This window comes from Streptomyces sp. NPDC050546, assembly GCF_044457425.1.
GTDB lineage: Bacteria > Actinomycetota > Actinomycetes > Streptomycetales > Streptomycetaceae > Streptomyces.
This window is the reverse complement of the sequence record NZ_JBITGX010000013.1, coordinates 257,153-277,962: the sequence shown is the minus strand read 5'-3', so window position 1 is coordinate 277,962 and position 20,810 is coordinate 257,153. Positions and strand designations below refer to the sequence as shown.

The window sequence follows — 20,810 nt, the reverse complement described above, 5'->3', positions numbered from 1 at the left end:
CCCGGCCGGGGGGGGGTTGTGGGCGGGGACAACCAACTCCCCGCGGCACACGCGTTCTTCGGGCGCGCCGGCCGCCCCCCCCCCCCCCCGGGGGGGGGGGGGGCCCCCCGGGGGCCCCCCACCCCCCCGCCGTCGTCATGAGCAGACCTTGCCGTCCTTCGGGACCGACCCCTCCAGCAGATACGCGTTCACCGTGGAGTCCACGCAGTCGCTCCCGCTGCCGTACGCGCCGTGGCCCTGGCCCCGCCAGGTGAGCATCACGCCGACGCCCTTGCCCAGCTCGTCGGCCATCTTCCGGGCGCCCTCGTACGGGGTCGCCGGGTCGCCGGTGTTGCCGATCACCAGGACCGGCGCCGCGCCGGGGGCGCTCACCTCCGGGGTGTCGTGCTGTCCGGGCACCGGCCAGTCGTGGCACCAGCCGGCCGTGTCCCAGCCCAGGAAGGTGCCGAAGACCGGGGAGATCTTCTCGAACTCCGGCAGCAGCTCCTTCGTCCGGGCCGCGGTCGGCCGCTGCCTGTCGTCCAGGCACGATATGACCCGTTGCGAGTGGGTCGTCGTGCCGTACTGTCCCGACGGGGCACGGTCGTTGTAACCGTCGGCGAGGGTCAGCAGCTCCGAGCCGTCACCCCGCTCGGCCGCGTCGAGGGCGCTGGTCAGAGTCGGCCAGCTCTCCTTGTTGTACAGGGGGAGGGTGAGGCCGGTGACCGCGAGCGTCTGGGTCAGCTTCCGTCCGGGCGTGGCCGTCGGCAGGGGCCGGGCGTCGATCCGTCGCAGCAGGGCCGCGATCTTCCGCGTGCCCTCCTGAGGGTCCTGGCCCGTGGACTCGAGATAGCCGTTCAGCGCGCGTTGGAAGCCCCTGGCCTGGTTCTGGGCATGGCCCACGGTGTCGGCGCCGGGGTCGACGACCGCGTCCAGTGTCATCCGCCCCACGTTCTTCGGGAACAAGTGGGCATAGGTGCCGCCCAGTTCGGTGCCGTAGGAGATGCCGAAGTAGTGCATCCTGTCGTCGCCGAGGACCTCCCGGATGCGGTCCATGTCGCGGGCCGAGTCGGCGGTCGAGACATGCGCCATGAGCTTCCCGGCGTCCTTCCGGCAGCCCTCGCCGAAGTCGGCGGCATCCTGGAAGTACGCCTTCTCCTCGGCCGGTGTGTCCGGGGTGACGTCCACCGACTCGGCGGCCTGGATCTCCCTGTCGCCGCGGCAGCGCACGCCCTCGCTGGCGCCCACTCCGCGCGGGTCCCAGCTGACCAGGTCGTACCGCTCACGGAGCCCGGAGACCGCCGGGGCGTACGACGGCATCGTGGACAGGCCCGAGGCGCCGGGTCCGCCGAAGTTGAACAGGAGCGAGCCGACGCGGTCGTCGCCGCGGGCCTTGGCGCGGATCAGTCCCAGTCCGATCGTCTCGCCGTCCGGCTTCGACCAGTCCAGCGGCACCTTCAACGTCGCGCACTGCCAGTCGCTGCTCGGCGCGGGGGCGTCACCGGTGGCCTTGCAGCGGCCCCAGGAGAGCCCGCCGCCCTTGTCGTCGCCGGACGAGCCGCCGCTGCAGCCCGCCGCCAGCAGTGCCGAGGCGACCGCCACAGCGGTCCACCGTACGAAGCGCGACATGCGCCCAGTCCCCCCTCGCAGGCCGTCCGCACCGTGCTGCGGATGGCGGTCAGGCCATGGTAGGCAGATCCCGCGCCGGCCGTTTCGACCTGTGGATAACCTTCTGACCTGCGAATTTATTGGGTCCGTGGCTGTTCTAGGTGCAGACGGTCCCCGTCGGCGGCACCTTTCCGTCCAGCAGATAGCCGTTCACCGCGTCCAGCACGCACTTGTTCTTGCTGTCGTAGGCGCCGTGCCCCTGCCCCCGGTACGTCAGCTCGACGCCGACGCCCTTGCCCAGCGCGTCCACCATCTTCCGGGCGCCCTCGTAGGGGGTGGCCGGGTCACCGGTGTTGCCGACGACCAGGATCGGCGCCGAGCCCGGGGCGCTCACGTCCGGGTGGTCGGCGGCGCCCGCCACCGCCCAGTCGGTGCAGCCGATCATGCCCCACGCCAGGGCTTCGCCGAACAGGGGGGACGCGGCCCGGAACTCGGGCAGCTTCCCCTCCACATAGGCGGTGTCGTAGCGCGGTTTGGCGTCGGCGCAACTGATGGCGGTGAGGGCGGCGACCGAGTTGTCGTACTCGCCGTTCTCGCTGCGCCCGTTCATGGAGTCGGACAACAGCATCAGGATGCCGCCGTCGCCGTCGTACGCCTGCTTCAGGCCCTCCGTGAGGGTCTCCCACAAGTCCTGCGAGTACAGCGCTTGCAGGATGCCGCTCGTCGCCGCTGTCTGGGTGAGCTGGCGCGGGAAGACGCCCGGGATCGGCTTGCTGTCGAGGTCCTTGAGCAGCGTGGCGATACGGTCCTTCACGTTCTGCGCGCTGTCACCGAGGGGGCACTCCTCGGTCTTCGACACGCAGTCCTCGGCGAAGTTGTCCATCGCGAGCTGGAAGCCCCCGGCCTGCCCGAGCGAGCCCTGCTCGGGGTTCTTGGTGGGGTCGACGACGGCGTCGAACACGGCGCGGCCGATCCGCTTGGGGAACAGGTGGGCGTAGACGCCACCGAGTTCGGTGCCGTAGGAGAAGCCGAAGTAGTGCAGCTTGTCGTCGCCGAGGACCTGGCGCATCAGGTCCAGGTCGCGGGCCGCGTCGGTGGTGCGCACATGCGGCAGTACCTTCTCGGAGTTCTGCTCGCAGGCGTCGTTGAAGTCCTTGGTGTTGTCCAGCAGCTCGGTGCGTTCGGCCGTGTCGTCGGGTGTGCCGTCCTCCTGGAAGAACGCGTCGAGCTGCTGGTCGTTCTCGCAGATCACGGGGTCGCTGCGGCCGACTCCGCGCGGATCGAAGCTGACCAGGTCGTAGCGGGTGCGCAGGGTCCCGTAGTCCTCGGCGAAGCCGGGCAGAGTGGTGACGCCCGAGCCGCCGGGGCCGCCGAAGTTGAAGATGAGTGAGCCGATGCGTTGGCTCGCGTCGCCGGTGGTCCTGACCCGGATCAGCTCGATGCCGATCGTTTCGCCCTTGGGATCGTCCCAGTCGAGAGGGGCCTTCATGGTGGCGCACTGCCACTCGCCGTTGTCCGGCAGGGGAGAGGGCTCGGTGCCTCCGCCCTGGGCCTCGTCCGGCGCCGGGCAGGCCTCCCAGCTCAGTTGCTGCCGCGTGAGGTCCTCGTCCTTGGCGTCGTCGTCACCGCAGCCCGCCAGCACGGTGGACAGCAGCACGGCGGTGGCGGTCAGGACGACGGCGCGCAGCCGGAGGAGCGAAGGCATGATTCCATCCTGCGGCGGCACGGGCGCGCACGCGCGGGACGCGTGTCGTACGAGGTAGGAGGGGCTGGTGTTGCCAAAAGGGTGCCGGATTCCCTGCCCGCCGTCCCTGGCGTCAGAGGGCCTGCTTGCGGGTGAGGTGGTTGAAGGCCAGCCAGCCCGGCAGTACGGGCAGCCACAGCGTCAGCAGGCGGAACAGCAGCACGGCCGGTGCCGCGACCTCCTTCGGGAGGCCGACGGCGATCAGACCGACTGTCAGGGTCGCCTCGACCGCGCCCACACCGCCCGGCGTCGGGGCCGCCGACCCCAGGGCGTTGCCCGCGAGGAAGACGACGGCGACGCTGGCGAGGCTGATCGAGGTGGACTCGTCGCCGAACGCGCGGATCGACGCGTCCAGGCACATCACGAAGCATGCGGTCAGCAGCAGCATGCCGCCGATGCCGGTGACCAGCTTCTGCGGCCGCTGCAACACGTCCAGCATGCGCGGCACGACACCCGCGAACAGCGACCGCACGCGCGTGACGACGAACTTCCGCAGGAACGGCACCGAGGTCACCACGAGCACGAGCACCGCCACCGTCAGCAGACCGGCGATGACCGTCCGGGACGGCGACAGCGACGGCGTCTTCTCGGTCCCGGTCAGATAGCCGAAGGCCAGCAGCATCAGGATGTGGCAGCCGAGCCCGAACAGCTGCGACGCGCCCACGCTCGCCACCGCGAGCCCCGGCCGCACCCCCGCGCGCTGCAGGAAGCGCGTGTTCAGGGCGACACCACCCACCGCCGCCGGGGCGACGATCTTCACGAACGATCCGGCGACCTGCGCCGCCACGGTCCGCAGGAAGGGCACCCGCTCGGGCACGAACCCCAGCAGAGCCATCGCCGCCGCGAGGTAACTGCACATGGAGAACAGCACCGCCGCGGCGACCCAGCCCCACTCGGCGTTCGCGATGAGCGGTCCGAACTCGATATGCGTGAGCTGCGTCAGCAGGAAGTACGCGCCGATCGCTCCGGCCATGAAACTGATCAGAGTGCGCGGCCGCACCCGCTCCAGCCGGGCCGGCTCGACCGGTGCCTGTGGCCTGATCAGCAGCACCTCGTGGCGGATCTGCGTGAGCAGATCCTCCTCGCGCGCCTCCTCCACGGCCTCGTCGATGGCCCGCTTCTCGGCCCGCTGCTCCGCCCGTACGGCCTTCTTGTCGGCCTTCTCCGGGACCGGAACGGCCTCGTCCGAGGACTCCTCCAAGCGCGCCTGCTTGGCCAGCCGGGACGCCTCCAGAACCGCCTCGCGCTCGCGCTGTGCCCGCTCCCTGGCCAGTTTGCGCAGCGTCGCGCGCGTGGAGCGGCTGAGCGCGATGGGCTGGAGCATCGGCAGACAGTCCGCCACCGCGTCCGGGCCGAGCACGTCCACCGCCGAGGCCACCGCACGCTCGGCGCCCACCCGGAGGCCGAGGGTCACCAGCAGCTGGGAGATGTCCATGCGCAGCAGCAGGTCGCCGGCCGCGATCTCGCCGACGCGCAGGTCGGTGAGGATCACCGTGCCGGAACGATCCACCAGAATCGCGTCGCCCACCAGCCTGCGGTGCGCGATACGCCGGGACTGCAGGGCCTTCACCTGGTGCCAGGTGTCGCGCAGCAGATTGTCGGTGATCTCCTCGTCCGGCAGGGAGTCGAGGGTGTGTGCGCCGCTGTGCTCGTAGACGAGCATGACCGCGTCGGGGCCGAGCTCGGAGGTGGCGATCAGTTTGGGCGCGTTGGCACCGGCCGCGATGGCCGCGTACGCCAGCAGCGCTTCCTGCTCCAGCGCCTGGCGCAGCGACTGGAGGCTGCTGCGGGTGGCGAAGCCGCGCAGGGTCAGATTGCGCCACGCGCGGTAGAAGAAGCCCTGGGCCTGCTGCTCCCGGTCGACCACCGTGACGTCCAGCGGCGGGCCGTCCTCGAGCGTGACGAAGTAGCGCCGGCCCCGGTCGCCGGTGTCCGGGTTGTCCGAGGCGTCCTCGCGTGACGCGCTGACCGGGCGGAAGCCGACGGTCCGCAGGCCGGCCATCAGGGTCTGCCCGGTGGGCCGGACATTGGGCGAGCCGACCGCGTAGAGCGTGCCGTATGCCACGGTCCAGCCGATCAGCACGGTCAGGATGATCGAGAACGGGGTCGTGTACCCGGTGACGAGCATCGAGAAGGCGTCGAGCAGCAGCACGACCCACAGCACCGTGCGCCACCTGGGTCTGCGTGACATGCCGACGGCCGTCATGTAGGCGATGACCGGCGCCAGATAGCCGTGCACGGGGTCGGTCAGTGCGTGGATGTCCCCGGGGGAGGGCTGGGTGAGCGCCTCCTGGATCGAGTCGGGGGCGGCCCGGGCGACCCACAGGTCGGTGGCGAGTGTCACACCGTGCGCGAGGACCGCCGCGAGCACGCCGTCGGCGATTCGGAGGCCGTCCCGTTTGATCAGCCGCTCGATGGCGAAGGCGACCGGCACCAGCAGGATCGCGATGCTGGACGCCAGCCCCGCGATCTTGATGAGCAGGTCGGGCGCCTGCCCGGTGCCCTTGTTGATGTCCTGTTCGAGGCCCGAGGTGGTGCCGTGCGCGAAGGCGGCGATGCCGATCAGCACCGCGACGGCGAGCACGCCCACCAGGAGCCGCATCAGATCGGACGGGCGGTGCACGCGCGCGGGGAGCAGCGGTTCGTCGCCCTCCACCTCGTCGATGTGCGCGATGTCGGCCTCCTCGGCGACCGACCTCTCCTTCGTGCCCGCCTTCTCGGGGCCGTTCTCGCCGGCCGTCTTCGGGCGGTCGTCCGGAGTGCCCGGGCGCGACGAAGCGTCAGAGGTGCCCCCCGTGTCCTCGGAATGCGCACCCTGCTGCTTCATCGTCTCTTCTTGGTCTCGTATCACCGGTCACCGCCCGCACGATGGTGGCATGCCGCACCGATACGCGGGGGCATCAGGGTGCACATGCGGGGGCGGACAGTCTGCCCGACGTGGTCCTGCCGGGCGAGGGAAACGCTCGTGGGCGCGCGCGTCCCGTTGTCGGTGGGGTGGGGCAGGATGGGGCGGATGAGCGAGGAGAGCCTTCCGGAGAACGCCGGCGCGCAGGACACCCGCACGGGGGATGACGGTTCCCGTGAGGAACCCGGGGAAGCCCTGCCCGCGTATGCCGAGCGGGTCCTCGACGTCGCCGAACTGATCCCGCCGGGCCGTGTCATGACATACGGCGACGTCGCCGAGTGGCTCGAGGAGGGCGGCCCGCGGCAGGTCGGCCGAGTGATGGCGCTCTACGGGGGAGCCGTTCCGTGGTGGCGGGTCGTCCGCGCGGACGGTGTCCTGCTCCCGGGGCACGAGCAACGGGCGCTCGGCCACTACCGCGAGGAGGGGACGCCCCTGAAGGAGGCGAGCCGGGCCGCCGAGAGCCACCTGCCGCGGATCGACATGCGACGGGCGCGGTGGGACGGCGGCGAACGCGCGGAGGGTCACACCTGACAGCTTCCGCCATCGGGCGGCCTCCCGTGGGGCCCGTGATCCGGACGGGGGAATCGGGGCACGCCGGTGCCATGACGTACGTTCGTGAGGCGAGGGGCATGAGTGGCGCGAGCGCCGCGAGTGACCGGCGGGAAGAAGGGGAAGCCCTGCTTCCGCCTCACTCGTGGGCGTAGCGTCGGCTGCGCGTGTCCCCGTCACCCCGCGGTCACCGCCCGCCACGCGCGGCGGCCCGCCAACCAGTACTTCGACCAGGACCGGCGAACCACGTGAGTTCCTCTTCCTCCACCAGCGGCCTGTCGTACCCCCGGGTGCGGCGGGGGAGCCGTGGCGCTTACCGACTGGTACGTACCCCTCCCGCCCAGGTGGACCCCCCTCTTCTGGACGCCTCGCAGCGCTCCGTGGTTGACCACGAGGCCGGCCCGCTGCTCGTCCTCGCAGGTCCGGGCACCGGCAAGACCACCACGCTCGTCGAGTCCGTGACCGAGCGCATCGCCCGGGGCGGGGACCCCGAGCGGATCCTGGTCCTCACGTTCAGCCGCAGGGCGGCCGTCGAACTGCGCGACCGCATGGCCACCCGGGCCGGGGCGGCCCGTGCTCCCCGGGCGACGACCTTCCACTCGTTCTGCTACGCCCTGGTCCGTGCCCACCAGGACAGCGACCTGTTCGTGGAGCCGATGCGGCTGCTGTCCGGCCCCGAGCAGGACGTCTCCGTACGGGAGCTGCTCGCGGGCCAGGTGGACCTGGAGCGGCTCGGCCTCGCTCACGTGCGCTGGCCCGACGAACTGCGCGCCTGCCTGACCACGCGCGGTTTCGCCGACGAGGTCCGCGCGGTTCTCGCCCGCAGCCGTGAACTGGGCCTCGGCCCCGACGCCCTGGACGCCTTCGCCCGCCGTACGGGCCGCCCCGACTGGCGCGCGGCGGCCGCCTTCCTCGCCGAGTACCTCGACGTGCTCGACCTCCAGGGCGTGATCGACTACGCGGAACTCGTCCACCGCGCGGTGCTCCTCGCTCGCAGGCCCGAGGTCGCCGCGTGGCTCGCCGCCCGGTACGACGCCGTCTACGTCGACGAGTACCAGGACACGGATCCCTCTCAGGTACGACTTCTGCACACCCTGGCGGGGGGTGGCCGCACCCTTGTCGCCTTCGGTGACCCCGACCAGTCGATCTACACGTTCCGCGGAGCGGACGTGAACGGCATCCTGGACTTCCCGCACGCTTTCCCCCGCGCGGACGGCCGCCCGGCCCCCGTCGCGGTGCTGCGCACGTCCCGCCGCTCCGGCGCCGGCCTGCTGGCAGCCACCCGGCTGCTGACCCAGCGCATGCCGCTGACCCGGCTGCCCGCCGAGAAGGTGCGCGCCCACCGCGAACTCGCGCCCGTGAGGGACGGCGGCCGGGTCGAGGCGTACACGTACCCGACCTCGGGGACGGAGCTGGACAACATCGCCGACATCCTCCGCAGGGCCCACCTGGAGGACGGCGTCCCATGGGGCGACATGGCCGTGCTGGTGCGCGCCGGCTCCCGCACCGTCCCCACGGTCCGCCGCGCCCTCACGGCGGCCGGCGTCCCGGTGGACGTCGACGGCGACGACGTACCCCTGCGGCACGAACCGGCGGTGGCGCCGTTGCTGACGGCGCTTCGGGCGGTGGCCGCGGCGGAGGCGTCGGGGACTCCCGAGGGGGAGGTCCCTTCCAAGGACGGCACCTCCGCCGATTCCAAGGGCGGCCCCACCGCCGATTCCAAGGACGGGCCCTCCGACGAGCCGGACACCTCCTGGCTGGACACGGAAACCGCTCTCACCCTGCTGACCTCCCCGCTCGCGAGCATGGACGCCGCCGACCTGCGGCGCCTGGGCCGGGCCCTGCGGGACGAGGAGCGGGCCGGGGGCAACGCGCTGCCGCCGCCCTCCGACGTGCTGCTGGCCCGGGCGCTCGCCGAGCCGGAGCGGCTGGCCGTGCACGACCCCGCGTACGCGCGCGGAGCCCAGCGCCTCGGTGCGCTCCTCCGCAAGGCCCGCGAGCGCCTGGCGGGCGGCGGTACGGCCGAGGAGGCGCTGTGGGACCTGTGGAACGGCACACCGTGGCCCGCGCGGCTGGAGCGGGCCGCCCGCCGTGGCGGCGCGGCAGGACGCAACGCGGACCGCGACCTGGACGCGGTCTGCGCACTGTTCGCGACGGCGACCCGCGCCGAGGAGCGCACCGGAGGCCGGGGCACACTGAACTTCCTGGAGGAGATCGAGGCCGAGGACATCGCCGCCGACACCCTCACACGGCGTGCCGTACGCCCCGACGCTGTCCGCCTGATGACCGCACACCGTTCCAAGGGCCTGCAGTGGCGCCTCGTGGTCGTCGCGGGCGTCCAGGAGGGGCTCTGGCCCGACCTGCGCCGCCGGGGCTCCCTCCTGGAGGCCGACCGCATCGGGCGCGACGGACTCGCCGAACCCCTCACCCCCGGCGCGCTGCTCGCCGAGGAACGCCGCCTGTTCTACGTCGCCGCCACACGTGCGCGTGAACGCCTGGTCGTCACCGCGGTCAAGGCCCCGGCGGACGACGGTGACCAGCCCTCCCGGTTCCTCACCGAACTCGGCGTCGATCCCAAGGACGTCACCGGACGCCCGCGCCGACCGCTGTCCGTCGCGGCACTCGTCGCCGAACTGCGCGCCACCACGGTCGACCCGCGCGTCTCCGACGCCCTCCGGGAAGCCGCCGCACGCCGCCTGGCCCGGCTCGCCGCCCTGGCCGACGAGGACGGCCGCCCCTTGGTGCCGTCGGCGCACCCCTACCGCTGGTGGGGCATGTTCGAACCGACCGAGTCCAAGGTGCCGCTGCGCAACCGCGACCAGCCCGTCGTGCTCTCCGGCAGCGCCCTCGACCAGCTGGCCAACACCTGCGCCCTGCAGTGGTTCCTGGGCCGCGAGGTGAAGGCCGACGCGCCCGCGACCGTCGCACAGGGCTTCGGGAACGTCGTGCACGTCCTCGCCGACGAGGTCGCCTCCGGGCACACCCCGGCCGACCTCTCGGTCCTGATGGAACGCCTCGACTCCGTGTGGAACGCCCTCGCCTTCGACGCGCCCTGGAAGTCGGACCAGGAGAAGGCCAACGCGCGCGTGGCGCTCGAACGGTTCCTCCAGTGGCACGTCATGGACCGCACCGGGCGGACCCCGGTCGCCAGCGAGCACGACTTCGACGTCACCCTCGAAGCGGGCGACTACCAGGTGCGCATCCGGGGCCAGATGGACCGCGTCGAGGCGGACGGAGACGGCCGCGCCTACGTCGTCGACTTCAAGACCGGCAAGCAGGCGCCCACCGGTAAGGAGGTCGAGCGCCACCCACAGCTCGCCGTCTACCAGCTGGCCGTCCGCGAGGGTGCCGTCGACGACGCGTTCGACGGCGTGCGTCCCGAGCCCGGCGGCGCCGAACTCGTCCACCTCCGGCAGGGCGCCGCCCAGCGCGACGGCGGCGAGACCCTGCCCAAGGTGCAGGCCCAGGAGGCGCTGGAGGGGGAGTGGGTCGGCGATCTGCTGGCCACCGCCGCCGGCAAGGTCCTCGACGAACGGTTCACGCCGACCGCCGGGCAGCACTGCACGCACTGCGCGTTCCGGGCCTCGTGCAGCGCGCGCCAGGAGGGCCGCCATGTCGTCGAGTGATCTATCGCACCACATCTGCTGACCTGGGCTTCTTCTGCCCCGGAGACCGATACGGACGCCACTGTCAGTGGTCACCACTAGCCTCTTTCGTTGTGCCAGCCCGTATCACCGATCCCGAACAGCTCAAGGAGCTCCTCGGCATCCCGTTCACCCCGGAGCAGACGGCCTGCATCACCGCGCCGCCCGCCCCGCAGGTGATCGTGGCCGGCGCCGGCTCGGGCAAGACGACGGTGATGGCGGCCCGCGTGGTGTGGCTGGTCGGCACCGGCCAGGTCGCCCCCGAGCAGGTGCTCGGCCTCACCTTCACCAACAAGGCCGCCGCCGAACTCGCCGAGCGCGTCCGCAAGGCACTGGTCAAGGCCGGCGTCACCGACCCGGACGCGATCGACCCGGACAACCCGCCGGGCGAGCCGGTGATCTCCACGTACCACGCCTTCGCGGGACGCCTGCTGACCGACCACGGCCTGCGTATCGGGCTTGAGCCGACCTCCCGGCTGCTCGCCGACGCGACCCGCTTCCAGCTCGCCGCGCGCGTCCTGCGCGAAGCCCCGGGGGCCTATCCGGCCCTGACCCGTTCCTTCCCGGACCTGGTCGGCGACCTCCTCGCCCTCGACGCCGAACTCGCCGAGCACCTCGTACGCCCCGAGGCGCTGCGCGCGTACGACGCCGAACTGCTGCTGACCCTGCGCGGCGTCAAGCTCAGCAACGCCGACCTGCGCAAGGTCCCCGAAGCAGCTGCCGCGCGCCGCGAGCTGGCCGAGCTGGTGAACCGCTACCGGGCCGCCAAGCGCGAACGGGACCTGCTCGACTTCGGCGACCAGATCGCCCTGTCGGCCCGGCTCGCCGGGATCCCCGAAGTGGGCCGTCTCCTGCGCGACGAGTTCCGGGTGGTCCTGCTCGACGAGTACCAGGACACATCGGTCGCCCAACGCGTTCTGCTGGCGGGTCTGTTCGGCGAGGGCACCGGCCACCCGGTCACCGCCGTGGGCGACCCCTGCCAGGCGATCTACGGCTGGCGCGGCGCCTCCGTCGCCAACCTCGACGACTTCCCCGAACACTTCGCCCGCGCCGACGGCCGCCCCGCGACGCGCCAGGCACTCAGCGAGAACCGCCGCAGCGGCGGCCGCCTCCTCGACCTCGCCAACGGCCTCGCGGAGCCGCTGCGCGCCCTGCACGAGGGCGTGGAGGCACTTCGCCCCGCCCCCGGGGCCGAACGCGACGGCATCGTGCGCTGCGCGCTGCTGCGCACCCATGCCGAGGAGATCGACTGGGCCGCCGACTCCGTCGCCCACCTCGTCCGCACCGGGACGGCACCCGGCGAGATCGCGGTCCTGTGCCGCACGGCGACCGACTTCTCCGAGATCCAGGGCGCCCTGGTGGCCCGGGACATCCCGGTCGAGGTCGTCGGCCTGTCCGGGCTGCTGCACCTGCCCGAGATCGCCGACCTCGTCGCCGTGTGCGAGGTTCTCCAGGACCCGGGCGCCAACGCCTCCCTGGTCCGCCTGCTGACCGGCCCGCGCTGGCGCGTCGGCCCGCGCGACCTCGCCCTGCTCGGGCGGCGGGCCCGGCTTCTCGTGACCCACGCGCGCGTGGAGGGCGACGACGACCCGGACCGCCGCCTCGCCGAGGCCGTGGAGGGGGTCGACCCGGCCGAGGTGATCTCCCTCGCGGACGCCCTCGACACCTTCCTGGAGACGCCGCTGGACGGCCACGGGGACGACGACGGGCTGCCCTTCTCGCCCGACGCGCGCGTGCGCTTCGCCCGCCTGGCGACGGAACTGCGCGACCTGCGCCGCTCCTTGTCCGACCCGCTGATGGACGTCCTGCACCGCGTCCTCGCCGTCACCGGCCTGGAGGTGGAGCTGTCGGCGTCCCCGCACGCCCTGGCGGCGCGGCGCCGCGAGACCCTCTCCAACTTCCTGGACGTCGCCGCCTCCTTCGCCGCCGGCGACAACGACGCCAGCCTGCTCGCCTTCCTCGGCTTCCTGCGCACCGCCGCCCAGTACGAGAAGGGCCTCGACAACGCCCTCCCCGGCGGCGAGAACACCGTCAAGGTGCTCACCGCCCACAAGTCCAAGGGCCTCGAATGGGACGTCGTGGTCGTCCCCGGCCTGGTCACCGGCACCTTCCCCAGCAGCCAGGGCCGCGAGAAGTGGACCTCCCAGGGCAAGGTCCTGCCGCACGAACTGCGCGGCGACGCCGACACCCTCCCCGACATCACCTCCTGGGACGCCAAGGGCCTCAAGGCCTTCCACGAGGCGATGAAGGACCACCAGCACACCGAGGAACTCCGCCTCGGCTACGTCACCTTCACCCGCCCCCGCTCCCTGCTCCTGGGCTCCGGCCACTGGTGGGGACCCACCCAGAAGAAGCGCCGCGGACCCTCCGCGTTCCTCCAGGACCTCTACGACCACTGCGCGGCCGGATACGGCGAGATCGAGGCCTGGGCGGACGAACCCGCCGAGGACGAGGAGAACCCGGCCCTGCACCGGGCCACCGACGACCAGGTGTGGCCCCTGCCCCTGGACGAGGCCGCCCTGGCCCGCCGCCGCGCTGCCGCCGAGACCGTCCTGGCCCACCTGGAGGACCTCGCGTCCCACGCGGACGGGCACCCGGCGGCCGTGCACGACCCGGACGCGTTCGACGACCCGGAGTGGCCCCCGCCTCCCGAGGACGACGAGCCTCCGTATGACGAGCCGGACCCGTTCGACTTCGACGCGGGCTCATTGGGCGCAGGCCCATTGAACGAAACCCCCTTCGACACAGCCCCCTTCGACGAAGACGCCTTCGCAGAAGCAGAGGCGGACGGGGACGCACGGCCGGTGGACCGTCCCACGGTCCCCCACCAGGCCGGGCCCCCGGAACCTCAGGACCCACACCCACACCCACATGCACACCGCAGCCCGCACCTCACTCCGGAGGAGGCCCGCACCATCGCCTCCTGGGACCGCGACCTCGACGCCCTCACCGGCGAGCTTCTGCGCGCCCGCGACAGCGTCACCGAGGTCCCCCTGCCCACCTCCCTCACGGCCTCCCAGCTGCTGCTCCTGGCCGCCGACCCGGACGGCCTCGCCCAGGAGCTGGCCCGCCCCATGCCCCGCCCGCCGCAGCCCGCCGCCCGCCGCGGCACCCGCTTCCACGCCTGGGTCGAGGCCCGCTTCGAAGAGCTGATGCTGCCCCTGCTGGAGCCGGAGGAGCTGCCCGGCGGCGAAGCGGAGATCGCCGACGAACGGGACCTGGAGGCACTCAAGGACGCCTTCGAGCAGACCGAGTACGCGCATCGCACGCCCTACCGGGTGGAGGCCCCCTTCCAGCTCACGCTCGCCGGCCGCGTCGTACGGGGCCGCATCGACGCCGTCTACAAGAAGGATGACGGTGAGGGCACGACGTACGAGATCGTCGACTGGAAGACCAACCGCTCACGCACCGCGGACCCCCTCCAGCTCGCCGTCTACCGCATCGCCTGGGCCGAGCAGCAGGGCGTCCCCCCGGAATCCGTCACAGCAGCCTTCCTGTACGTACGCACCGGCGAGATCGTCCGCCCCGACGACCTGCCGGACCGCGCGGCCCTGGAGCGGCTGCTGAGCGAGGATCCGCCCGGTGAGGAACCGCACTCCGAGGACGTCAGTGCGGGCCGATAGGCTCGTGACCATGAGCCAGACCCCGGACAGCGTCGTCCGTACGTACATCCAGCAGCATCGCGACGCCTTCCTCGACGACCTCGCCGAGTGGCTGCGCATCCCGTCGGTGTCCGCCCAGCCGGACCACGCGCCCGACGTACGACGCAGCGCCGACTGGCTCGCCGCCGAGCTGAAGAAGACCGGGTTCCCGACGGCCGAGGTCTGGCAGACCCCCGGCGCGCCCGCCGTCTTCGCCGAGTGGCCCTCCGCCGACCCGCAGGCGCCCACGGTGCTGGTCTACGGCCACCACGACGTGCAGCCCGCCGCCCGGGAGGACGGCTGGGACAGCGACCCCTTCGAGCCGGTCGTCCGCGAGAACCGTCTCTACGCGCGCGGGGCGGCCGACGACAAGGGTCAGGTGTTCTTCCACACCCTGGGCGTCCGCGCTCACCTCGCCGCCACCGGCCGCACGACCCCGGCCGTGTATCTGAAGCTGCTGATCGAGGGCGAGGAGGAGTCCGGCTCGCCCCACTTCCGTGCCCTCATCGAGCGGCACGCCGAGCGGCTCGCCGCCGACGCCGTGATCGTCTCCGACACCGGCATGTGGTCCGAGGACACCCCCACGGTGTGCACCGGCATGCGCGGCCTCGCCGAGTGCGAGATACGGCTGCACGGCCCCGACCAGGACATCCACTCCGGCTCCTTCGGCGGCGCGGTGCCCAACCCGGCGACCGCCGCCGCCCGCCTGGTCGCCGCCCTGCACGACGAGCACGCGCGCGTGGCGATCCCGGGCTTCTACGACGGTGTGGTCGAGCTCACCGACCGCGAACGCGAGCTCCTCGCCGAACTGCCCTTCGATGAGTCGCAGTGGCTGCGCACGGCCAAGTCGTACGCCACCCAGGGGGAGGCCGGGTACACCACCCTGGAGCGGGTCTGGGCCCGCCCCACCGCGGAGGTCAACGGCATCGGCGGCGGCTACCAAGGCCCCGGCAGCAAGACGATCGTTCCGTCCTCCGCCCTGGTGAAGCTGTCCTTCCGGCTGGTGGCTGGCCAGGACCCCGGCCACGTGGAGAAGGCCGTCCGCGCCTGGGCCGAACAGCAGGTGCCCGCAGGGGTCCGCTGCGAGATCACGTTCAGCGGTGCCACGCGCCCGTGCCTGACCCCGCTGGACCACCCGGCCCTCAGGTCGGTGGCCCGTGCGATGGGCCGGGCCTTCGAGAAACCCGTCCGCTTCACCCGTGAGGGAGGCTCCGGACCGGCGGCGGACCTCCAGGACGTCCTCGGTGCTCCGGTGCTGTTCCTCGGCATCTCCGTCCCGTCCGACGGCTGGCACGCGCCGAACGAGAAAGTCGAACTCGACCTGCTCCTCAAGGGCGTCGAGACCACCGCGTACCTGTGGGGCGACCTCGCCGAGAACTGGCGCGATGCGCCCTGAGCGTCCCGGGCCGCCCGGACCGGCCGCGCGCGAGGGGCACACTGGAGGAGCCGCCCCGCACCGCCCGAGCCCCGCCGGACCCGGTCACCGCCCGCCGTACGTCCCGCTGATCAGCCCGCCTAACCCGACCGTTCCACCGGGGAGTTGGAAGCACCAGTGACCACCTGGACCGACCAGAACGCCGACCGACCCATCTCGCTCACCGCCCCGAACGGCATCGACAGGGCCGCGCACCACCGGCTCGACGAGGCTTGGCTCGCGGCGGCGTGGAGCCACCCCTCGACGCGCTGTTTCGTGGTCTCCGGCGGCCAGGTCCTCATCGACGAGACGGCGGACGGGCACACCGAACTCGTCATGACCCCCTCCTTCGAGGCCCCCCTCACCGAGGCGCACCGCTACTTCCTCGGCATCGACGAGGACGGCGTCAGCTACTTCGCCCTCCAGAAGGACTCCCTGCCCGGGCGTATGGACCAGTCCGCGCGCCCGGCGGGCCTGCGCGAGGCGGGCCTGCTCCTGTCGGCCCGTGACGTGGGCCTGATGGTGCACGCGGTGGGTCTGGAGAACTGGCAGCGCACACACCGTTTCTGCTCGCGCTGCGGCGAGCGCACCGTCATCGCCGCGGCCGGTCACATCCGCCGCTGCCAGGCCTGCGGCGCCGAGCACTACCCGCGCACGGACCCAGCCGTGATCATGGCCGTGACCGACGAGGACGACCGCATCCTGCTCGGCCGGCAGGTGCACTGGCCCGAGGGTCGCTTCTCGACGCTCGCCGGCTTCGTCGAGCCCGGCGAGTCCATCGAGCAGTCGGTGCGCCGCGAGGTCCTGGAGGAGGTCGGCATCAGCGTCGGCCAGGTCGAGTACGTCGCCAGCCAGCCCTGGCCCTTCCCGTCCAGCCTCATGCTGGGCTTCCTGGCCCGTGCCACCTCGACCGAGATCGAGGTCGACGGCGACGAGATCCACGAGGCCCGCTGGTTCTCCCGCGACGACCTGCGCGCCGCCTTCGAGTCCGGCGAGGTGCTCCCGCCCTACGGCATCTCGATCGCCGCCCGCCTGATCGAGCTCTGGTACGGCAAGCCGCTCCCGATGAGGAGTGTGGCCTGACGCCCGTGCGAGCCGCGCACACGCTCTGACCCCGGAGACGGAGAAGGCGGTTCCCGAGGCGACTCGGGAACCGCCTTCCCCGCACAACCGCGCGGCGCCTACGCGCCGACCTTCTGCTTCACCTGAGCCAGCGACGGGTTGGTGAGGGTGGAGCCGTCCGGGAACAGAACGGTGGGCACCGTCTGGTTTCCGCCATTCGCCTTCTCCACGAACGCGGCGGATTCCGGGTCCTGCTCGATGTTGATCTCGGTGTACGCGATGCCCTCGCGGTCCATCTGGCTCTTCAGCCGGCGGCAGTAGCCGCACCACGTGGTGCTGTACATCGTCACAGTGCCCAGCATGTCTCTCGTGCTCCTTCGGTGGCTCGGGGGCGGGTGGTCGCAGAGATGGAACGTACGTGAAGGGGCCGCCATTCCCGTGGCCCGGGCCCCGCGGGACGTGACGCCTGCCGCATTAGTACGACTATCGGGGCCCGCCTGTGGACAACCGGCACGGCCGTCTCCCGCGACCTGGCAGCATGGCCGTGTGACAGCAGCAACGCACTCCACCCTGTTCCCGCAGGTACCGGACTCGGCCGACGCGGTGCTCGACGGGCTCGACCCCGAGCAACGCGAGGTCGCCACCGCCCTGCACGGTCCGGTGTGCGTCCTGGCGGGCGCGGGCACGGGCAAGACCCGGGCGATCACCCACCGCATCGCCTACGGGGTGCGCGCAGGAGTCCTGCACCCCTCCAGCGTGCTCGCCGTCACCTTCACCAACCGCGCCGCCGGAGAGATGCGCGGCCGCCTGCGCCAGCTCGGCGCCGCAGGTGTCCAGGCGCGTACCTTCCACTCGGCGGCCCTGCGGCAGCTCCAGTACTTCTGGCCGAAAGCGATCGGCGGCTCCCTGCCCCGGCTCGTCGACCGCAAGATCCAGCTCGTCGCCGACGCGGCCGCGGCCTGCCGCATCCGGCTCGATCGGGGCGAGCTGCGGGACGTCACCGCCGAGATCGAATGGTCCAAGGTCACCCAGACCGTCCCCGCGGACTACGCGCCCGCCGTCGCCAAGTCGGGCCGGGAGGCCCCGCGCGACCCCGCGGAGATCGCCCAGCTCTACGCCGCCTACGAGGACGTCAAGCGCGAGCGCTCCGTCATCGACTTCGAGGACGTGCTGCTGCTGACCGTGGCCGTGCTCCAGGACCGGCACGACATCGCCGAACAGGTCCGCGCCCAGTACCAGCACTTCGTGGTAGACGAGTACCAGGACGTCAGCCCCCTCCAGCAGCGCCTGCTGGAACTGTGGCTCGGCGAGCGTGACAGCCTCTGCGTGGTCGGAGACGCCAGCCAGACGATCTATTCGTTCACGGGTGCGACGCCGGACCATCTGCTCGATTTCCGCACCCGCCACCCCGGCGCCACCGTGGTCAAGCTGGTCCGCGACTACCGTTCCACGCCCCAGGTCGTCCACCTCGCCAACGGCCTGCTCGCCCAGGCCAGCGGCCGCGCGGCCGATCACCGCCTGGAGCTCGTCTCGCAACGTGCGCCGGGGCCCGAGCCTGCCTACACGGAGTACACCGACGAGCCCGCCGAGGCGGAGGGCGCGGCCCGCCGCATCAGTGAACTCATCGCCTCGGGGGTGCCGGCCGCCGAGATCGCCATCCTGTTCCGGACGAACGCGCAGTCCGAGACCTACGAACAGGCCCTCGCTGACGCCGGGGTGCCCTATCAGCTGCGCGGCGCCGAGCGGTTCTTCGACCGTCCGGAGGTGCGCAAGGCGGGCGTCGCCCTGCGCGGTGCGGCGCGCTTCGGCGGCAACGACTCCCTCCTGGACGATGTCGTCGACCTGCCCTCGCAGGTGCGCGCCGTGCTGTCGGGCGAGGGCTGGACATCGCAGCCACCGGCCGGATCCGGCGCCGTGAGAGAGCGCTGGGAGTCCCTGGCCGCCCTGGTGAACCTCGCCCAGGACTTCGCCGCCGCCAAGCTCGGCGCCACCCTGGCGGACCTGGTGGCCGAGCTCGACGAACGGGCGAACGCCCAGCACGCCCCGACCGTGCAGGGCGTCACCCTGGCCTCCCTGCACTCGGCCAAGGGCCTGGAGTGGGACGTCGTCTTCCTGGTCGGCGTCGCCGAGGGCATGATGCCGATCACCTACGCGAAGACCGACGAGCAGATCGAGGAGGAGCGCCGTCTGCTCTATGTCGGCGTCACCCGCGCGCGCGAACACCTCCATGTCTCCTGGTCCCTCTCCCGCTCACCCGGCGGCCGCCCCAACCGTCGCCCCAGCCGCTTCCTCGACGGGTTGCGCCCCGGTTCGACGGCCACCAGGGGCCGTCCGGCCGGCGGTGCCGCGGGTGGTATCGAGCGCGGAATCCCCGGAACCAGGGGCTCCGCCCCGAGACGAGCACAGCGAACGCCCGCCCGTTGCCGCGTCTGCGGCCGCACGCTGACCGACGCGGGCGAGATGAAGCTGATGCGCTGCGACGACTGCCCCTCCGACATGAACGAGGGCCTCTACGAGCAGCTCCGCGAATGGCGCGCCGACCAGGCACGGAGCAGTGGTCAGCCCGCCTTCTGCGTCTTCACCGACAGGACACTGGTGGCGATCGCCGAGGCCGCGCCCGACGACGAGCACGAGCTGGCACGCATCCCCGGCGTCGGGATGCGCAAGCTCACCCGCTACGGAGCCGATGTCCTGGCCATCTGCGCAGGCCAGTACGCCGGAGGGGACACAGATCAGGACTGACACCAACTCGTCGAAAAAATAGTTTGCGCATGCCCCAGCAATCCCCATAGGTTCTTAGGCACGAGAGCAGCGGCCTTCTCGAAGGCCCTGATTCCGTGTTGTACTTGCATATCCGTCGGACTGGTTCACCCAGTCCCCCGAGACGCCGAGAGGAGGCGAGTCCAGTGATCAGCATCAACACCAGCTCCATCAGCACCGTGAAAATGACCGATCGCTCGGCCGTCTCCACGTGCATGCTCGGCGTTTCGAACCTGGGCACCGGTCTGTCCGGCATTCGTGCCGTCCGTCCGGCGTCCTCCTCCCTTGCTCCCGCGGGCCTTCCCGTCCGTGAGCGCAATGAGCGACCGACCAAGGCACTGGAAGCAGCAGTAAAGGCGCAGGCGCGGGCCTATGCCTTTGCGGCGACCGGTGCCGGATTCCGGAAGCAGACGACGCAGCACCACCAGATGTGGGCCTTCCGTGGGCCAGAACCCTGGAGTGATCCAGCCTGATCCGATCAGGCCGGCGCCTTCAGGGCCGCGGAACCCCATCCGGGATCCGCGGCCCTTCTGTTTGTCCCTGACCAGGGACGACGGACCGAAGGAGCCTCGGGACAAGAAGAGAACCGGGTACCAGCCGCCCCCCGGCCCACAGGCCGGAACGACCAGACGAGGAAGACGAACCGTGCAACTCGAAGCGCACGCCCCGTCCGTACCGCCTTCCGACACGATCCCCAAGCCCGGCCCCACGGAGGACTCCGCCTTGACCCCGCTCACCGCGCTCACCGCGCTCGACGACGCCATCGAGAACCTCGGCGTACCCGTCCCGTGCCGCTCCTACGACCCGGAGGTCTTCTTCGCCGAGTCGCCGGCGGACGTGGAGTACGCCAAGTCCCTCTGCCGCACCTGCCCGCTGGTCGAGGCCTGCCTCGCCGGCGCCAAGGAGCGGCGCGAGCCCTGGGGCGTCTGGGGCGGCGAACTGTTCGTGCAGGGTGTCGTCGTCGCCCGGAAGCGGCCGCGTGGCCGCCCGCGCAAGAACCCGGTCACGGCATGAACACCGCAGGAACGATCGACCGTCCTCTCACGCACGACCCCCAGAAGCAGGCCCCGATGAAGCCGTCCACCGAGCCCGCCGGCTCCGCGACTCAAGACTGCACCCCGCACGGCGCGAAGGACTCGCGCCAGAACAGGACCCGAGAGATGCAACTCATCCCAGAAGCCATGGCTCGTGCACATATGCACGAGCGACTGCAGGAGGCGGACCGAGACCGCCGGGCCGCGCACCTGGTGGCCGCCCGCCGAATGCAGCGCAAGGCGGAGCGCGCCTCACTGCGTGCCCGCCGGGCGCTCGCCATGGCGGTCATGCAGTAACCGACCCCATCTGAAGCGGTGGCCTCCCGGACCGGGAGGCCGAGCTCACCCCGCGGGGGGCGGGGCGGGCCCCCCCGGCCGGCCCCCCCCGGGCGGTGTGTGCCACGAAAACCCCCGCCCCCCGGGTTAGGCGGGGGCGGTCGGCGGCACACCCGCGGCACGGCCCGGAGCCC

Annotated in this window: 13 protein-coding genes; 9 read left to right on the top strand and 4 right to left on the bottom strand. The window is 72.1% G+C overall.

The window, feature by feature from the left end; translation table 11 throughout:
* Window positions 1-135: 135 nt before the first annotated feature.
* From ACIBK5_RS30510 to ACIBK5_RS30500, 3 genes are all read right to left on the bottom strand, one after another.
* Window positions 136-1,608, bottom strand: a complete 1,473-nt coding sequence (locus ACIBK5_RS30510) for an alpha/beta hydrolase (protein ID WP_399024449.1) — start codon at window positions 1,606-1,608, stop codon at window positions 136-138.
* A 136-nt stretch (window positions 1,609-1,744) separates the two neighbouring features.
* A complete protein-coding gene (locus ACIBK5_RS30505; protein ID WP_399024447.1) occupies window positions 1,745-3,292 on the bottom strand; it encodes an alpha/beta hydrolase in 1,548 nt (515 codons plus the stop codon).
* Window positions 3,293-3,404: 112 nt separating this feature from the next.
* Window positions 3,405-6,158, bottom strand: a complete 2,754-nt coding sequence (locus ACIBK5_RS30500; protein WP_399024445.1) for a lysylphosphatidylglycerol synthase domain-containing protein — start codon at window positions 6,156-6,158, stop codon at window positions 3,405-3,407.
* A 186-nt stretch (window positions 6,159-6,344) separates the two neighbouring features.
* Here ACIBK5_RS30500 and ACIBK5_RS30495 point away from each other — a divergent pair, with 186 nt between their 5' ends.
* The 5 genes from ACIBK5_RS30495 (at window position 6,345) to nudC (ending at window position 16,567) form a co-directional block, all read left to right on the top strand.
* Entirely contained in the window at window positions 6,345-6,767 is a 423-nt protein-coding gene (locus tag ACIBK5_RS30495; protein WP_399024443.1) for an MGMT family protein, read from the top strand.
* 266 nt (window positions 6,768-7,033) lie between these two features.
* A complete protein-coding gene (locus ACIBK5_RS30490) occupies window positions 7,034-10,411 on the top strand; it encodes an ATP-dependent helicase (protein ID WP_399024441.1) in 3,378 nt (1,125 codons plus the stop codon).
* A 92-nt stretch (window positions 10,412-10,503) separates the two neighbouring features.
* Window positions 10,504-14,052 (top strand): UvrD-helicase domain-containing protein, encoded by a 3,549-nt coding sequence (locus ACIBK5_RS30485; RefSeq protein ID WP_399024440.1) that lies wholly within the window; start codon window positions 10,504-10,506, stop codon window positions 14,050-14,052.
* A gap of 10 nt (window positions 14,053-14,062) precedes the next feature.
* Window positions 14,063-15,466: a dipeptidase gene (locus ACIBK5_RS30480; protein WP_399024438.1), complete on the top strand. Its 1,404-nt coding sequence runs from the start codon at window positions 14,063-14,065 to the stop codon at window positions 15,464-15,466.
* Between the two features lie 156 nt (window positions 15,467-15,622).
* Window positions 15,623-16,567 carry an NAD(+) diphosphatase gene (nudC, locus tag ACIBK5_RS30475; protein ID WP_399024436.1) on the top strand — a complete coding sequence of 315 codons (945 nt, stop codon included), beginning with the start codon at window positions 15,623-15,625 and terminating at the stop codon, window positions 16,565-16,567.
* Window positions 16,568-16,665: 98 nt separating this feature from the next.
* On the opposite strand, the gene ACIBK5_RS30470 is transcribed toward nudC, so the two are convergent.
* On the bottom strand, window positions 16,666-16,908 hold the full coding sequence (locus ACIBK5_RS30470) for a mycoredoxin (protein WP_031132359.1): 243 nt from the start codon (window positions 16,906-16,908) through the stop codon (window positions 16,666-16,668).
* Window positions 16,909-17,092: 184 nt separating this feature from the next.
* On the opposite strand from ACIBK5_RS30470, the gene ACIBK5_RS30465 reads away from it, so the two are divergent.
* From ACIBK5_RS30465 to ACIBK5_RS30450, 4 genes are all read left to right on the top strand, one after another.
* Window positions 17,093-19,288, top strand: a complete 2,196-nt coding sequence (locus ACIBK5_RS30465) for an ATP-dependent DNA helicase UvrD2 (protein WP_399024434.1) — start codon at window positions 17,093-17,095, stop codon at window positions 19,286-19,288.
* A gap of 164 nt (window positions 19,289-19,452) precedes the next feature.
* A complete protein-coding gene (locus tag ACIBK5_RS30460) occupies window positions 19,453-19,779 on the top strand; it encodes a hypothetical protein (protein WP_382490444.1) in 327 nt (108 codons plus the stop codon).
* 172 nt (window positions 19,780-19,951) lie between these two features.
* On the top strand, window positions 19,952-20,320 hold the full coding sequence (locus tag ACIBK5_RS30455; RefSeq protein ID WP_190049450.1) for a WhiB family transcriptional regulator: 369 nt from the start codon (window positions 19,952-19,954) through the stop codon (window positions 20,318-20,320).
* Window positions 20,317-20,637 (top strand): hypothetical protein, encoded by a 321-nt coding sequence (locus tag ACIBK5_RS30450; protein ID WP_399024431.1) that lies wholly within the window; start codon window positions 20,317-20,319, stop codon window positions 20,635-20,637. The genes ACIBK5_RS30455 and ACIBK5_RS30450 overlap by 4 nt, the downstream gene beginning before the upstream one ends.
* Window positions 20,638-20,810 lie beyond the last annotated feature (173 nt).

Excerpts from the sequence above, each read along its gene's own strand:
- ACIBK5_RS30470 (WP_031132359.1), bottom strand. The coding sequence starts at position 16,908 with ATGCTGGGCACTGTGACGATGTACAGCACCACGTGGTGCGGCTACTGC.
- ACIBK5_RS30495 (WP_399024443.1), top strand. The coding sequence starts at position 6,345 with ATGAGCGAGGAGAGCCTTCCGGAGAACGCCGGCGCGCAGGACACCCGC.
- ACIBK5_RS30450 (WP_399024431.1), top strand. The coding sequence starts at position 20,317 with ATGAACACCGCAGGAACGATCGACCGTCCTCTCACGCACGACCCCCAG.
- ACIBK5_RS30480 (WP_399024438.1), top strand. The coding sequence starts at position 14,063 with ATGAGCCAGACCCCGGACAGCGTCGTCCGTACGTACATCCAGCAGCAT.
- ACIBK5_RS30505 (WP_399024447.1), bottom strand. The coding sequence starts at position 3,292 with ATGCCTTCGCTCCTCCGGCTGCGCGCCGTCGTCCTGACCGCCACCGCC.
- ACIBK5_RS30500 (WP_399024445.1), bottom strand. The coding sequence starts at position 6,158 with ATGAAGCAGCAGGGTGCGCATTCCGAGGACACGGGGGGCACCTCTGAC.
- ACIBK5_RS30510 (WP_399024449.1), bottom strand. The coding sequence starts at position 1,608 with ATGTCGCGCTTCGTACGGTGGACCGCTGTGGCGGTCGCCTCGGCACTG.